At 60.4% G+C, this 13,133-nt stretch carries 13 protein-coding genes; 2 read left to right on the top strand and 11 right to left on the bottom strand.

The window, feature by feature from the left end; genetic code table 11:
• Nucleotides 1-50 precede the first annotated feature (50 nt).
• Nucleotides 51-455, bottom strand: a complete 405-nt coding sequence (locus IEW18_RS04440) for a hypothetical protein (protein ID WP_229728594.1) — start codon at nucleotides 453-455, stop codon at nucleotides 51-53.
• A 152-nt stretch (nucleotides 456-607) separates the two neighbouring features.
• On the opposite strand from IEW18_RS04440, the gene IEW18_RS04435 reads away from it, so the two are divergent.
• Nucleotides 608-1,294 (top strand): TIGR02117 family protein, encoded by a 687-nt coding sequence (locus IEW18_RS04435; protein ID WP_188556618.1) that lies wholly within the window; start codon nucleotides 608-610, stop codon nucleotides 1,292-1,294.
• A gap of 161 nt (nucleotides 1,295-1,455) precedes the next feature.
• Here IEW18_RS04435 and IEW18_RS04430 read toward each other — a convergent pair whose 3' ends face one another.
• Nucleotides 1,456-1,704, bottom strand: coding sequence for a hypothetical protein (locus tag IEW18_RS04430; RefSeq protein ID WP_188556617.1), 249 nt, complete (start codon nucleotides 1,702-1,704; stop codon nucleotides 1,456-1,458).
• Between the two features lie 630 nt (nucleotides 1,705-2,334).
• On the opposite strand from IEW18_RS04430, the gene IEW18_RS04425 reads away from it, so the two are divergent.
• Nucleotides 2,335-2,526: a hypothetical protein gene (locus IEW18_RS04425; protein ID WP_229728593.1), complete on the top strand. Its 192-nt coding sequence runs from the start codon at nucleotides 2,335-2,337 to the stop codon at nucleotides 2,524-2,526.
• 89 nt (nucleotides 2,527-2,615) lie between these two features.
• Here IEW18_RS04425 and IEW18_RS04420 read toward each other — a convergent pair whose 3' ends face one another.
• The 9 genes from IEW18_RS04420 to IEW18_RS04380 form a co-directional block, all read right to left on the bottom strand.
• Nucleotides 2,616-5,465 (bottom strand): S8 family peptidase, encoded by a 2,850-nt coding sequence (locus IEW18_RS04420; RefSeq protein ID WP_188556615.1) that lies wholly within the window; start codon nucleotides 5,463-5,465, stop codon nucleotides 2,616-2,618.
• 598 nt (nucleotides 5,466-6,063) lie between these two features.
• Nucleotides 6,064-6,321: a hypothetical protein gene (locus IEW18_RS04415; protein ID WP_188556614.1), complete on the bottom strand. Its 258-nt coding sequence runs from the start codon at nucleotides 6,319-6,321 to the stop codon at nucleotides 6,064-6,066.
• Between the two features lie 127 nt (nucleotides 6,322-6,448).
• Entirely contained in the window at nucleotides 6,449-7,204 is a 756-nt protein-coding gene (locus tag IEW18_RS04410) for a LytR/AlgR family response regulator transcription factor (protein WP_188556613.1), read from the bottom strand.
• Nucleotides 7,205-7,252: 48 nt separating this feature from the next.
• On the bottom strand, nucleotides 7,253-8,359 hold the full coding sequence (locus IEW18_RS04405; protein WP_188556612.1) for a sensor histidine kinase: 1,107 nt from the start codon (nucleotides 8,357-8,359) through the stop codon (nucleotides 7,253-7,255).
• Between the two features lie 13 nt (nucleotides 8,360-8,372).
• Nucleotides 8,373-8,975, bottom strand: coding sequence for a DUF7010 family protein (locus IEW18_RS04400; protein ID WP_188556611.1), 603 nt, complete (start codon nucleotides 8,973-8,975; stop codon nucleotides 8,373-8,375).
• Nucleotides 8,976-9,077: 102 nt separating this feature from the next.
• Nucleotides 9,078-10,025, bottom strand: coding sequence for an alpha/beta fold hydrolase (locus IEW18_RS04395; RefSeq protein ID WP_188556610.1), 948 nt, complete (start codon nucleotides 10,023-10,025; stop codon nucleotides 9,078-9,080).
• A 251-nt stretch (nucleotides 10,026-10,276) separates the two neighbouring features.
• On the bottom strand, nucleotides 10,277-10,597 hold the full coding sequence (locus IEW18_RS04390; RefSeq protein WP_188556609.1) for a hypothetical protein: 321 nt from the start codon (nucleotides 10,595-10,597) through the stop codon (nucleotides 10,277-10,279).
• 187 nt (nucleotides 10,598-10,784) lie between these two features.
• Complete coding sequence (locus IEW18_RS04385; RefSeq protein WP_188556608.1) at nucleotides 10,785-11,333, bottom strand: hypothetical protein; 549 nt, start codon at nucleotides 11,331-11,333, stop codon at nucleotides 10,785-10,787.
• A gap of 213 nt (nucleotides 11,334-11,546) precedes the next feature.
• Entirely contained in the window at nucleotides 11,547-12,776 is a 1,230-nt protein-coding gene (locus tag IEW18_RS04380; RefSeq protein WP_188556607.1) for a PQQ-dependent sugar dehydrogenase, read from the bottom strand.
• Nucleotides 12,777-13,133: the final 357 nt, after the last annotated feature.

The following is a 13,133-nucleotide window of genomic DNA, read 5'->3' as shown; positions in this document are numbered from 1 at the left end:
AGAGAGCGGCCGCCCGTGTAGTGCCCTAGTGCCCTGGGCCTAACCAGTGACTATGTAAGGGTGGCCCGCACCTGCCGGGGTTTCTGCACGAGGTAGTAATATAGCAAAATCAGTAGCCCGGTGAGGAAGGGTAGCAAAGCTAGATGTTTGCCCGTAACCGTTCCCCACACCTGGACGGTATCAAAGCCCAGGAACTCACTAACCATCCAGTAGGAGTTGGCCGAAATCCAGAACACAATGGCCAGGTTATGGGCCAGCTCGGCCTGAAGGTCGCGCGTGCGCCAGGTAATAACCAGGGCAATAGCCAGGGTAGGAAAAATCATGGCAATGCCCAGGGGCTTCCAGACCATGCACCAGCCAATATCCTTGAGGAGCCAGAACAGAATGTGCATATTTTCCATGCGGCGGTAGGGGGCCGGAATGCTGTACAGGTGTTCGTCGGTGGGCTGGCTCATGGATGTTGGCAAGGAAAAGCCAAAGATATTGAGCCGGCAGTGGTTGTGGAAAGCAGCCCAGCGCGGCGGTAGGATTTTGGACTGCTAGGGCGGCTTTTTCTCTGCTGCTGCGTATGAGGGGCTGATTTCAGTTCACCTTGTACTTAGTTCTAATGGCCGAAGCGCTTCGGAAAGTAGCAAAAGGAGCCGCCTATGTGGGCGGTGGTATTGTAGGAGCCCTGGCCTTGTATCTGGCCGCTTCCGTGGGCCTGTCGGCCATTCCGGTGGGTCGGGCCAACTCGCCGGCTCCCGGCACCATCCCGGCCTACATTCTGTCTAACGGCGTGCATACTGACATTGTGCTGCCTGTGCGCACCAGCCAGATGGATTGGACCGAGCTAGTGCCTTACACCGCCGCTCCCGTGCTGGACCCCAGCCGCGACTACATCGGCTTTGGCTGGGGCGACAAGGGCTTTTACCTCAATACGCCCACCTGGGCCGAGCTGAAGCCCAGCACAGCTGTAAAAGCCATGTTCTGGTTGAGCACCACGGCCATGCACGCTACCTTCCACCACCAGCCCCAACTCGGCCCCGACTGCGTGCAGGTGCTCCTGACCCCGGCCGAGTATGCCCGCTTGGTGGCCTTCATCAAGAACAGCTTCGACTACGATGCCCACGGCCGTACCCAACACATTCAGGGGCATAGCTACGGCCAGCACGATGCCTTTTACGAGGCCAAGCGCACCTATAACCTGTTCTACACCTGCAACACCTGGGCCAACGAAGGCCTAAAGGTAGCCGGCCAAAAAGCGGCCCTCTGGACGCCGTTTGAATTTGGTATCTTTTGGCAGTACCAGTAAGCTCTACTATTGCAAATAGAGAAAGAAAGACTGGTTACGAAATTTAGTCAACTAACTCAGCGGCGAAGGCCATTGTGCTTGGGCCCTAGACAAAAAAAGCCCGGCTGGTTTCGCAGCACGCGACACAGCCGGGATAGAGGGGTGGAAAGAGAAACAGGAAGCTAGTTAAGCCAAACCTGGGCCACGGGCTCGAAGCGGTGGCGGGCAAAGGCTCCGTACGGCTGCTCGGCATAGAAGCCAAGCACATGCACTTGCAACTCTCCGGTGCGGGCGTTGCGGCGCATCTGTATCGGGTACACCTGCCCGGCCGCGGGCCAGTCTCCAATGTGGTCGGTTGGGCGGCAGCTAGCATCAACGCAGCGGGCATATTGCTGCACGGGAAGCGGAAAAGGAAGCTTTACTTTCGACATATCCAAAGATAACAATATTTCAGCATCTGTACTAAAAATATTAGATAAAAATTAGGTGTCAACTCAAGGAATAAAAGCTTGTAGCGCGGAACTATTTGGAACAAACAGCAATCAGGACGAGTTACGAATAAAGGCTATTTATTATATATTGAAAAACATATTAAACAATAATTGGCTAATTGTATTAGTAAATAATTAGGGGAAATCTTCGGGTGCTATACACGAAATGTTGTCTTGTTGTCATTCTGAGCGGCGCGAGGAATAACATCTACTATGTTCTCGGCATCCTGGCAGAGCAAACTGCTCCTATCTGTTTTGCTACGTGCCGCGGCGTTTCCTTTGCCCAGGAACTGCGGTGAAACCGGGAAGGGTAATGGGCCCTAGTTACCTGATGTTGCGCAAGGGTAGTAACCGCTAATGGGGACGCCATGCAAAAAGGAGTAGAATTATGTGCCGGCCATGGTGCAAAAGGGTAACATAGAGAAACGAATACTGGTCGGTTTATTTACGAAGCGGAAAGAATAAGTACATAGGATATAATGCTGATCAGGTTGCAAATCAACGTGTTGAGCTTGCGGTTGCAGCTGGCTGGTGCGAACTTTGAGTATGAAATTTTTACTTCTCCTGTGGATGAGCCAGCATCCATCTCTGGTAAACACAGAGCAGGGAAACCACCAGGTGGCCGCTGCGGCTCTGCATCTGACCCACAACACAAATTTGGCCTTGGCTGCTTATGAGCGTAGCCTGCTGGAAATGGTGGCCCGCCGGGAAATGACTCTCGGCCATTTACTGGCCTACCTGCAGGAGTACGAGCAAGCCTAAACTCAGGGCATAGCACACAAACTGCCCGTGGGGTTGCCCTTCAAGCAAGCAACCCCACGGGCAGTTTGTGTGCTATAAATAGGGCAGGGTTATAGCTGCCGCATCACCCGCTGAGTTATGGTGCCGCTGGCGGTGCTAATTTGAATCAGGTACACGCCAGCCGGGTAAGCGCTTAGGTCGAGCTGGGCGCTGCGCCCGCCTGGCACGGGGTACACCCGCAGCTCTTGGCCCAGTACCGACAACACGCGGATGGTGGCCGGGCCGAGGGGAAGATCTACCTGCAAGCGGCCAGTCGTAGGGTTAGGATATAAGGCCACCCCTAGTAGGGATGCGGAGCGCACTGGCAATACCAGCCGGTACCGGCTTGACGCAGCGTCTGCCGCTGCTTGCAGTTCGGCCAGGGAGGGCGCGGCCAGCACCGCAAACGCCACCACCGTTGAATCACGGGGGGCCAGGTAGGGCAGCGTAGCCCCAACTACCTGAGACGCATCGGTGCCGGTAGCCGGGCCCGCCGTGCGCTGGCGGGTTCCACTGCTCAGCGTGAGCAACTTTTCGGCGGCGCTAAAGCCATCGGCTAGGCGTACCGCAGTGCCGGCGGGTGCCTGGTTATCAATGGCGTACACAGTGGCCTGGCCGCCGGTTAATTGCTGCACGCCGGCGTAGGTAGTGGCCTGGCGCGGATCATAGAGGTAGCCCAGGCGGCGCACCGAGTCCCAGGCCGCTACGTTGCGGGCCGGCTCGCCGGGCAAGTCCCAGTCCATGTACAGACCCACGCGCAGCGGTTTGAGCGTATCAGCGGTGAGGTTAGTAAGATGGTACTCCAAAATCACGTAGTCGCGGTGGGGGGTAGCGGCCCAGGCGTAGGCTCGCTGCCGCACCCGCACGCCCACCGAGCGGCCCTTGGTCAAGGTCGGCAAGGAATCACGCAGGATTCCGGTGGCTTCCTGGTCGGCGCGCAAAGGCTGAGCAAGGCGAGTAGCCCGGGCCAGGGCGTAGAAATCCTGGTCGGCGCCGCGGCGGTCATTGCGCACGTTGTCGGACACGGCCGGGCCCGCGGCGGCAATAAGCAGGCCGCCCTCGGCCAGCAGCGGAGCCCCCCGGCGGTAGCTAACACCCTCCCCGAAGCTCGAGCCCAGGCCATCGTAGCCAATATTGCCGCGGCTGCTCAGGGTCAGGAGCAGGTTGTTGGCATCCAGCACTACGTAATCGGGGTTGAGCGTCAGGGTTTCGTACTGGTCTTCCTGGTAGCCCGTGGTAGCATCCTGGAACCGGTAGCGCAGCACGGCCCGGGTGTTAATTGGAACCGAGCCGGCCACTGCCAGCCGGAAAGGCGCCTGCGGATTGCTCCGCTGCTCCAGCGTAGTTAGGCCTCCCACCGCAAAGGTTCCCTGCCGCACTGTAACGTAGGGCGAAAGAGAAGTTAAGGTCACCGTCAGGTTGGTGACCGGGCTGAGCAGGTTTTGCACCGCCACGGTTAGGCGCAGGGTGTCGCCGGGGGCGTAGGCGCGGCGCTCCGGGGCGGCCGTGCGGCTTACTACCCGGGCCGACTGCTGGGAAGTGGCCGTGAGGGCCCGGGCAATGTTAAGCCGGCCCGTGCCAAGCCGGCCCGCGTACGCCACGTTACCGGGCAGGGCGTCCACGTTGTCGGTGGTTTGCCGGAGCTGAGCGGCTATCTGGGCGGCGGTGTAACGCGGAAAATGAGCCCGCAGCAGACCAGCCGCGCCCGAAACCAGCGGAGCCGCAAACGACGAGCCCCCAATGGCCACGTAGTCTGTATCCTTGTCGCCCCAGGTGGTCAGGATGCCGATACCGGGGGCCGAGAGGTCGACGTTACGGCTGTAAGTGCCGTTAACGCTGCGCTGGTCCGACGGCTGCAGGTGGGCCACGGATAACACATGGTCGTAGCTGGCGGGATAGAAGTCTAACTCGGCCGCGGTGTTGCCGGCGGCGGCCACCAGCACCGCGTCGCGGTTGACGGCGGCGTAGGTAATGACATCCTGCTCAAACTGGGAGCGGCCGCCCACCCCGCCCCAGGACAAGTTGATAACCTTGCAGCCGTGGTCGGCGGCGTACACAATGGCCTCATAGCCCCCAAAAGAGCCAGTAGGCGTGCTAGGATAGATTTTCAGGGGCATAAACCGGCACCGGAAACCTACGCCGGCAATGCCTTTGCCATTGTCGGGGGCGGCGGCAGCGCAGCCGGCTACTAAAATGCCATGAACGCTACCCGGCTCCCGAACCGGGTCGTTGTCGTGGTCAGCAAAGTCCCAGCCGCGGTAGTTATCAACGTAGCCGTCCTGGTCGTTGTCGATGCCGTCAATAGGGTCGCGGCGGTTGAGCTGCACTTGCGAGGCCAGGTCTTCGTGGGTAAGGCGAGTGCCCCCGTCGACGATGCCGATAACCACGCTGGTATCGCCCTTGCTGATGTTCCAGGCCTGGTAAGCCCGAATGTTTTTGAGGTAGTACTGACCGTCGGTGCGGGTAGAGTCGGCGAAGGGGTCGTTGGGCTGGTACAGGGGCAAGTAGCTGTAGAGCGGCTCGGCGTATTCCACGGCCCCGGTTTTGCGCAGAATCCGGCAGGCTTCCTCCACGGCCAGGGTCACGGGCAATTCGGCCTGAAAAATCAGTTCCAGATGGACCGCACCGGGCTGGTCGGGGCCGGGAGGCTGGCTGTGCGGGAACTTCGGATGGACCTCCCGCGCCTGCAGGCGCAGCAGGGCCGCATCCAGGGCCGCAACGCCGGTAGCTTGTCCGGCTGGGCGGCTACCAGTGGGGGCAGCTTTGAGCTTAAACACTACCCGCCCGGCAATGATAGTTTTGGAGGCAGCGGCCGAACTAGTCATCGGCGACAAAGCCTGTTGGGCATGCACAGTCCCGGCGGCCAGCAGCAAGGTCGCCATCCAGCAGCGGGTAGCAAAACGAAGTAGCGGTAACAGCATAAGCACAGAAGAAATAAGAGGAAATACAGCCCCAACCAACCAGCAGATCAACGTACCTGCATTTGTGTTTGGATTCCGGCAGGATGTTCCTCATTCGTAAAATTAATCGTTGGCAGCTAGCTTGTTGGCCTGGCTTTAGGCTTTTCGACCAACTGACGGTGTCAGCCTAACTAACAGCGCATTTTAGGTGGTAGGCGGCAAAGTATAGGCCGCTTGCTCGGCTGGCTCTTGACTTATTTCCAGATAGCTGAACAAACACGCCATTGGAGGGTGGTAGTAGCAGTGAACTGCTGACAGTGCACAAAAAGGCGGTCATGCAGAGCGCAACGGTGCATCTGGTGGGCTGACGTGTAACTGCTACCGCCACTGGCAAGGCGCTTCGGATGCGCTTCTGCATGTAAGGCTTGCGTAGGGCATATGCCCTGATTCTTCACGCAAACGGGTTACCACTTAGAGTACTTCCGCGCCGTCATTCGGAGCGGGAGCGAGGAGTGATAATTGCCTTTCGTTGGCTTTTAAGGGCTGACCGGCTACCTAATAGCAAGGCCGCCCTGTTTGGTCAGGGCGGCCTTGTTGTGGGGGCAGGAACAGTGCGGGCTTACCGGCCGCCCTTGCTGTATTTGTAGCGCTTGGGCGCATCTACCATGCGGAATTTGTAGGGGTTGCGCGAATTCAGGTCAAGGCCCAGGCCAATGGGATTGTGGTTGCGCTTGAACTGGGACTTGTCGTTAGGGCGGCGGCCGCTTTCGTTGGAAACGCTGCGGTACTCCCGGGGTTTTTCCACAAAGGTATCCTGGGAACAGGAGGCCGTAGCCAGCAGCATAGTTAGCGCCGAGAAGGGTAATATAGCTTTCATGAGTACAGAGGCTGAGGGAGGAGAAAAGACGCCGCTATTAGGGAGGCAGGTGTCTGAGCCTGTGTACTATAAATCATTCTAAAAGGATGCAGGAAAAGCGGAATAATCCAGTCAATTTTTTGCCGGGTCATAGACTCAGCATTTCCCGGAAGCGCACGGACTGCTGGCGCGAAACTTCTACCTCAGGCCCGCCGCGCAGCCGAATTTTCAGGGAGTTGCTAAACCAGGGCTCAATGGTTTCCACCCACTGCAGATTGATGATTTGCTGGCGGTTGGCCCGAAAAAATACCCGCGGGTCGAGGCGCTGCTCCAGGTGCTGCAGAGTGCGCGGAATCAGGGGGCGGTGCTGCTCAAAGTAAATCTGGGTGTAGCTGCCGTTGATTTCAAACAGGCGGATGTCGGCCAGGCGCACAAACCAGCACCGCTCACCCTCCTTCACAAATACCTGGTCCTGCTCGGTGAGGGGGGTAAGAACTGGCTCCGGCGTAGCGGGGGGCGGTTCCGGCGCTGGTGCGCCCGCCGAAGCTGTAGCAGCGTATTTGCTGCGCGCTTTGGCCAGCGCCGCAGCCAGGCGGTTTTCCTGAATAGGCTTAAGCAAGTAGTCCAGGGCATTCACCTCAAAGGCCCGCAGCGCGTACTCGTCGTAGGCGGTAGTGAAGATGACGTGGGGAGCCGCCTCCAGCGAGGCCAGCAGCTCGAAGCCCGTTTCGCCGGGCATGTGAATGTCCAGAAATAGCAGATCGGGTTGCAGCCCCCGCAACTGGTGGCGGGCCTCCTCGGCGTGCCGGGCCTCGCCCACAATGGTTACCTCAGGAAAGGCCTGCAGCAAGTGGCGCAACTCCGTGCGGGCCAAGCGGGAATCATCAACGAGCAAGGCGTTCATCAAGCGGATAGAAAGCAAAAAAGAGTGGAAAACGGGAAAGGGACGGGGTTACCAGGCGGCAGGTACGGCGGGAGCCAGGGCCGTGGCTACGGCCGTAACCGGTAGCTGCAGGTGGGCCACTACCAGGTCGGGGGCGTGCGGGTCGTTGGCCAGGTGCAGGTGGGCGGCGGGGCCGAAGAGTAGGGCCAGCCGCTCGCGGGCGTTGCGCACGCCCACCCCCTCGTGGCCGGGGCGGGGCTCGTAGCGGCCCGTGTTGCGCACCGTAATGTGCAGGGTATTAGAGTCGTTGAGTTGGGCGCAAAGCCGAATGACGCCGCCGGCCGGCCGGGGGGCCAGCCCGTGCTTGATGGCGTTTTCTACCAGCAACTGCAGGGTCATGGGCGGAATCAGGACGGAGAGAGCGGCGGGGTCAACATCCAGGCTGTAGCGCAGGCGCTCCTCCAGCTGCAGGGCCTCCAGTTGCAGGTAGTGCTCCACAATTTCCAGCTCCCGGCTCAGGGGTACCTGCTCAGCAGTGTTCAGCTGAATGGAGTAGCGCAGCAAGTCCGAGAGGTGGGTAATCATGTCGCGGGCCCGGGCCGGGTTTTCCATCACCAGGGCCCGGATGTTGTTGAGCCCGTTAAACATAAAGTGCGGATTAATCTGGGCCTTGAGGGTCCGCATTTCGGCTTCCTGCACGGCCGCCGTCAGCTTCCACTTATCCACTTCGGCCCGGCGGAAGCTGGTGAGGTAGTGCCAGCCAAAGTAGAAACCGGCCCACAGCCACAGCAGAATGTTGACGTTGGCCGCGTAGCCAAAAAACTGAGCCCAGCCGTGGGGGCTACCGTCGCTGGCCGGCCGGATCAGCAACGCAATAACGGCCCAGATGAACACCTGACTCAGCAGGGAAAGAACCACGTTGGCGACCAGCAACCGCCCCAGCAACGGCAACGGCCCCTGCTGCTCCCAGCCGTTGGCCCGGATATGGTAGCGCAGCCAATGGGTAATCAGGAGCATCGTGCCCGAAATGGTCAGCACAATCAGCACCATGTCCAGGGTGCCCGAGCCAGTGAAAGCAAAAATCAGCGAGCAACCCACAAAGTACAGGCTCCAGCCCAGGAGCTGACAGCGCCAGTAAGGGCGGCTGGGGGGCGGAGCAAGGGCGTAGGAAAACATACGGCGCGAAAGGCTAAGCAACAACGGAGGCTTGCGGAAGCTGCGCAGCCACTTGCCGGTAAGCTTGCTGGTTGCGACGGTAAGAAACCCACAGCAGCCCGGCCAGCACCAGCAGCATGCCCACAATAAACACCGGAATCAGGTACAAATCGGCTACGGGCGTGCGCAGGCCCAGCAGCAGGCAGCCCACCGGAATAAGGCCCGCCATCAGGGCAAAGGGCCGGGCGTTATAAAACCAGGCGTAGGGAAAAAAGTGAGCCCCCGTGATGATGCCGTAGGTCATGATAAAATGCTGCGGATACCGGCTGTACACAAAAATCAGGAAGGGAAAATAGAACAGCTGGGCGAAGTTCAGCCACAGGCCCAGCGGCTGCAGCGGGTTGTGCGGCAGGGTCCAGGTAGTGCCCAGCATCTTGGAAAACAGCCAGGCCAGGGGCAAGGTAGCCGAGCCCAGGAAGAACGTAATGAAGCCCTTGTGCGCGGGCGAGCCGGGCAGCGCCCAGACCACGGCAATGGCTGCCCACACTAGGCTGGCCGCCGCAATAAAGTCGAGCCCGTTTTTGGCTTTCACCGACAGCTCCAGCTTCAGGGCCGCAAATTCCTGTTCGAGTAGCATAACTGCAAGTAGTAGGGGTAGGGAGGAGTAGAGCGGTATACCTGCTGGCGGCTACGGCCGTGGTGGCGGGCGCAAGATAGGCGCCCGCCGCAACTCGCGGGGCTACTTTTTTGCCGCGGCATGCTGCTTTAAAAAGGCATCAGTCTGGTTAAAGAACCACTGGGGGTCATCCCACATCAGGAAGTGCTTGCCCGCCTCCGACATTTCTACCCGGTGCTGGGGCAGCTTGGCGTACTGCTGCTCAAACACGGCCCGGGTACTTTCCTTGGTGGAGCCATACGGCTTGTAGGCGGCCCAGGCCCCCAGCACCAGCACCGGCTGCTGAATGCGGGCGACGTCCTGGCGCAAGTCGTTGGTCATCAAATCATAGTAGGCCTGCGCCACGGTAGCCGGATCTGAAGCCACTGACCAGCGGGTGGCCTGGCTGATGCGGGCCGTATCGGTCATCATGCTCACCGACATCTGGCGGGCTGCGGCCACGCTCATCTTGCCGCTGCTCATTTGCTTGCGCATGGCCTCGGCCATGGGTTTGGCCGACTCGGCGGAGGTAGCCGGGTTCTGCACCGTGGCCAGGAAGGGCAATGAATCGACAATAACCAGCGGGCCGGCTGCCCCGGGCTGGGTGCTGCTCAGCCACAGGGCCAAGAAGCCCCCCAGGCTATGACCAATGATGGTAGGTTTGTGAAGCTTCTGCGCCTTGATGTAGCCCAGCAGCTGGTCGCGCACGTTCAGCAGCAGCTGGTCGGTGCTGGCCGGGGCCGGAGTGCCGCCGAAGCCGGCCAGGGAAATGATGTGGCACTGGTACTGCTTCTGGTAGTGGGCCACGGTTTCGTCCCACACGGCGCCGGGGCAGGTCAGGCCCGGAATCAGCAGCAGGGGCTGGCCCTTGCCCACTACCCGCACTGTGAAGTTGGGGTGAGCGGCCGGTGTATCGGCCGAAGCGGCCACGGCGGTAACGGGAGCCGCCAGGCCAGCGGCCGGGGTGGCCAACCCGGCGGCCGTTAGCAGCAGGGCTGAGCAAATGGGGCGGAAAGTAGCGGTCAGGTTCATGGCGGAAAGCGGGTAGAGGGGTAGCGTTTGCGGCGGTTGATGATTCAAACCTAGCACCCGCGTGGCCCCGCCGAAACTACTTTTCCGCGAACGGTAAATCCGCCGGTCGAACTGCCGAAAACCCGGCCTGAACCGCCGCCCACCCAAACCGCCTACCGTCCAGCTACCCATTACGCACAAAAAAAGGACGCCCTTTTCAAGAGCGTCCTTCGGTAGCGTTTACAGGCCGTAGTCAAGCGTTATTCCTGCGCTTAGATGATGTTGCGCAGGTCCTGACGCAGGTTTTCGATGCCGTGCCAGATATCGTCCCAGGTGCTGCGGTCGTGGTCGGAGCCAGGAGCAGACTTGCTGGCGGTGGCCTCTGGCCCGAGCCGCTCGGCCAGCCGGGCGCGCTTGGCCTCCAGCGCATCGGCATGCTGATGATACGTGTTCTGGGAGTTAGCGACCGTAGCGTGGGCCCGGTTGCGCAGGGTCTGGATTTTAGCGTCGAGCTCGGTGAGGGCCTGGCGCAGGTCGTCGGCGGTCAGGTGGGCAGGGGCGCGCATGTGTTCGGGAGAAGGAGTAGTAGCCATAAGTGCAGAGCGGTAAGAAAGGAGGATGGAACCCGGACAGGCTCGTTCTGGAGTGTACTTACGCCCGCCCAAAAAGGATACAGCCGGTGGGTGGTAAGGTGGTGATTCGGTGAGGTAGTGCGTTGTTGTGCTGTCATGGCGAGGAGGCACAGCAACGCACTACCTCACCGAATCACCACTTCACCGCCTACCACTCCCGCGGAATGCCTAGCTCCCGGGCCAGGGGCGCGGCTGCCGAGGCGTAAAGCAGCCCGAGCAGCTCGTTTACAGCGGGAGCCAGTTCCACATGGTAGTCTTCGTGGAGCTTCTGGATTGACTTAACAACCTCGGCCGTGCGGCGCGCCAAATGTTGTAGCAGCGGCTGGGTGGGGCCGTGGAGGCGGTTGGTGGCTTCGGGCTGGTGACGCAGCACGTTGCGGAGCAGGCGCAGGGTCAGCTCGAGCTCCCCCATCGTGTCGCCCGTGATTTTGCAGTGGTAAGTCAGGCGCTGCTGCAGCTGCCGCACAATGTGGAGCAGGTCGTTGGGGGTTTGGTGGAAGCCGCGCACGGGGTCATCTACCTGCTGCTGCAGGCGCTGGCGGCGCACTTCCAGCCCTTCTTCGCCCTCCAGCAGCCGGAAAGCCAGCTGCTCGGTCAGGACGGCATCCTGAGCCACCAGGCGGGTAAGCAGGGCGTCTTTTTCTTTCTGGGGCAGGTGGAGCAGCGCTTTGCGCAGGTCGGGGGAAAGAGTCGGCATAGAAACTATAAACGCAATATCATTACGCCGGATTCCCCGCGTAGTAAGCTACCGGCCGGTTACCCTGAGCGTGGCATGAATGGTAGCAGTTCTTCCGATTCATCCATCCTAGGCTGAGTGGGCCAGAAGAACGCAAGAGTCAAAAAAGACCGTCGTGCAGAGGCGGACCCGCAGCACGACGGTCTTCTAGACTTACGGTCCCTACAGCTGCGGTTAGCTGCGCTGCTTGGACTTTTTTGCGGCTTTGCTGGCGCGGCCCGTGTAGGCTACGCGGTAGATTACTCCGTTGTCGTCGTCGGAAACCAGCAGGGCGCCGTCCGGGGCCTGCACAATGCTGCAGGGGCGACCGAATTCCGACTTGTCGTTTTCCACCAGCCACCCCGTCACGAAATCCTCGAACTGCTGGGGCTGGCCTTGCTCGTTGAAGCGTACCCGTACAATTTTGTAGCCCGAAGGCTGGGCCCGGTTCCAAGAGCCGTGCATGGTCACGAAGGCGTCGTGGCGGTACTCCGCCGGGAACTGCTGGCCGCGGTTGAATACCAGACCCAAGGGCGCGGAATGGGCTTTGTAGAGCAACAGAGGCCGCACCGCCTTGGCATCAAACTCCTCGTACGAGTCGCCCGATTTGGGCTTGTTGGCAGGGTAGGGCTTACCGTCGGCAATGATGGAGGGCCAGCCGTAGTGCCCACCTTCCCTGATCTGGTTGAACTCTTCCTGCTGCTCCTCGTCGCCGAGCCAGTCAATGCCGTGGTCGAGGCCGTAAAGCTGGCGGGTGGTAGGGTGCCAATCGAAGCCGATGGTATTGCGCAGGCCGCGGGCGTACACGCGCCGGCCTGAGCCATCGGTTTTAATCTGGAGCAGGGTAGCGCTTTCGGGGTTGTCCTCGTCGCAGGCGTTGCAGGTGCTGCCCACCGACAGGTAGAGCTGCCCATCGGGGCCGAATTGCAGGGTGCGGTTGGCGTGCTGACCGGCGTCGGGCAGGTCCTGGTACAGCATTTTGGGCTCACCCAGGCTCCCATCGGGCTTTACTTCGGCCACGTACAGCTCCCGAATGGCGGCCATGTAGAGCTTGCCATCCTTCAGGGCCAGGCCGTGCAGGTGGGGCTTCTGGGCTACCTGCTGCATGAGTTCCGCCTTGCCGTCCTGGTTGGCGTCGCGGATCAGCGTCACGGTGCCTTTCACCCGATTGGATACGTACACGTCGCCGTTGGGTGCCACCGCCAGCATGCGGGGCATGTCGAGGCCCTGGGCGTAGGCACTCACGGTAAAGCCGGCTGGTGCCTTCAGGCTGCTGATGCGCTCCGGGGTTGCGGGCAGTTTCTTCGGCAGGTAGATATTGCCGGTCATCTGGAACGGAGTAGCCTCCGGGGGCACGTTTTGAGCCGTAGCCGAACCGGCCAGGAGCAGCGTTGCCGCCAGCGAAAAAGTCAGTTTGGAAAGCATAGCGCAGGAGTATAGTTGCGCTTAATTCAACTGCATTTGCCGAGCTTGGGTTGCCTCTACGCGCTACCTGCCCCCGTGCCGCACTACCCATCACCCTCGAGAGCAAGCTCAGCAAAGGCTGGCAGGGGGCTGTTGGGTAGTAATTATCGAAGGCCGAAAGAGCAGCTACTCCGAATGAGGTAGGAAGATTCGCGCCGTAACTCCGGGCATCTCCACTCAGAGCAGACTCGCATAGGCTAGTTTATAGGCAATCAGCAACGGCCGGCGGTAGCGGCGGGGTGGGGGCAGGTACAGCATAACCGGAATAAAAGCGGAGGTAGATGGAGCTGGAAGTTAACTGGTAGCCGGCTGAAAATT

This window comes from Hymenobacter glacieicola (assembly GCF_014640315.1).
In the GTDB taxonomy this organism is placed as follows: domain Bacteria; phylum Bacteroidota; class Bacteroidia; order Cytophagales; family Hymenobacteraceae; genus Hymenobacter; species Hymenobacter glacieicola.
The sequence above is the reverse complement of the archived record's forward strand: the minus strand, read 5'-3'. Positions and strand labels throughout refer to the sequence as shown.

Excerpts from the sequence above, each read along its gene's own strand:
- IEW18_RS04440 (WP_229728594.1), bottom strand. The coding sequence starts at position 455 with ATGAGCCAGCCCACCGACGAACACCTGTACAGCATTCCGGCCCCCTAC.
- IEW18_RS04435 (WP_188556618.1), top strand. The coding sequence starts at position 608 with ATGGCCGAAGCGCTTCGGAAAGTAGCAAAAGGAGCCGCCTATGTGGGC.
- IEW18_RS04430 (WP_188556617.1), bottom strand. The coding sequence starts at position 1,704 with ATGTCGAAAGTAAAGCTTCCTTTTCCGCTTCCCGTGCAGCAATATGCC.
- IEW18_RS04425 (WP_229728593.1), top strand. The coding sequence starts at position 2,335 with ATGAGCCAGCATCCATCTCTGGTAAACACAGAGCAGGGAAACCACCAG.
- IEW18_RS04420 (WP_188556615.1), bottom strand. The coding sequence starts at position 5,465 with ATGCTGTTACCGCTACTTCGTTTTGCTACCCGCTGCTGGATGGCGACC.
- IEW18_RS04415 (WP_188556614.1), bottom strand. The coding sequence starts at position 6,321 with ATGAAAGCTATATTACCCTTCTCGGCGCTAACTATGCTGCTGGCTACG.
- IEW18_RS04410 (WP_188556613.1), bottom strand. The coding sequence starts at position 7,204 with ATGAACGCCTTGCTCGTTGATGATTCCCGCTTGGCCCGCACGGAGTTG.
- IEW18_RS04405 (WP_188556612.1), bottom strand. The coding sequence starts at position 8,359 with ATGTTTTCCTACGCCCTTGCTCCGCCCCCCAGCCGCCCTTACTGGCGC.
- IEW18_RS04400 (WP_188556611.1), bottom strand. The coding sequence starts at position 8,975 with ATGCTACTCGAACAGGAATTTGCGGCCCTGAAGCTGGAGCTGTCGGTG.
- IEW18_RS04395 (WP_188556610.1), bottom strand. The coding sequence starts at position 10,025 with ATGAACCTGACCGCTACTTTCCGCCCCATTTGCTCAGCCCTGCTGCTA.
- IEW18_RS04390 (WP_188556609.1), bottom strand. The coding sequence starts at position 10,597 with ATGGCTACTACTCCTTCTCCCGAACACATGCGCGCCCCTGCCCACCTG.
- IEW18_RS04385 (WP_188556608.1), bottom strand. The coding sequence starts at position 11,333 with ATGCCGACTCTTTCCCCCGACCTGCGCAAAGCGCTGCTCCACCTGCCC.
- IEW18_RS04380 (WP_188556607.1), bottom strand. The coding sequence starts at position 12,776 with ATGCTTTCCAAACTGACTTTTTCGCTGGCGGCAACGCTGCTCCTGGCC.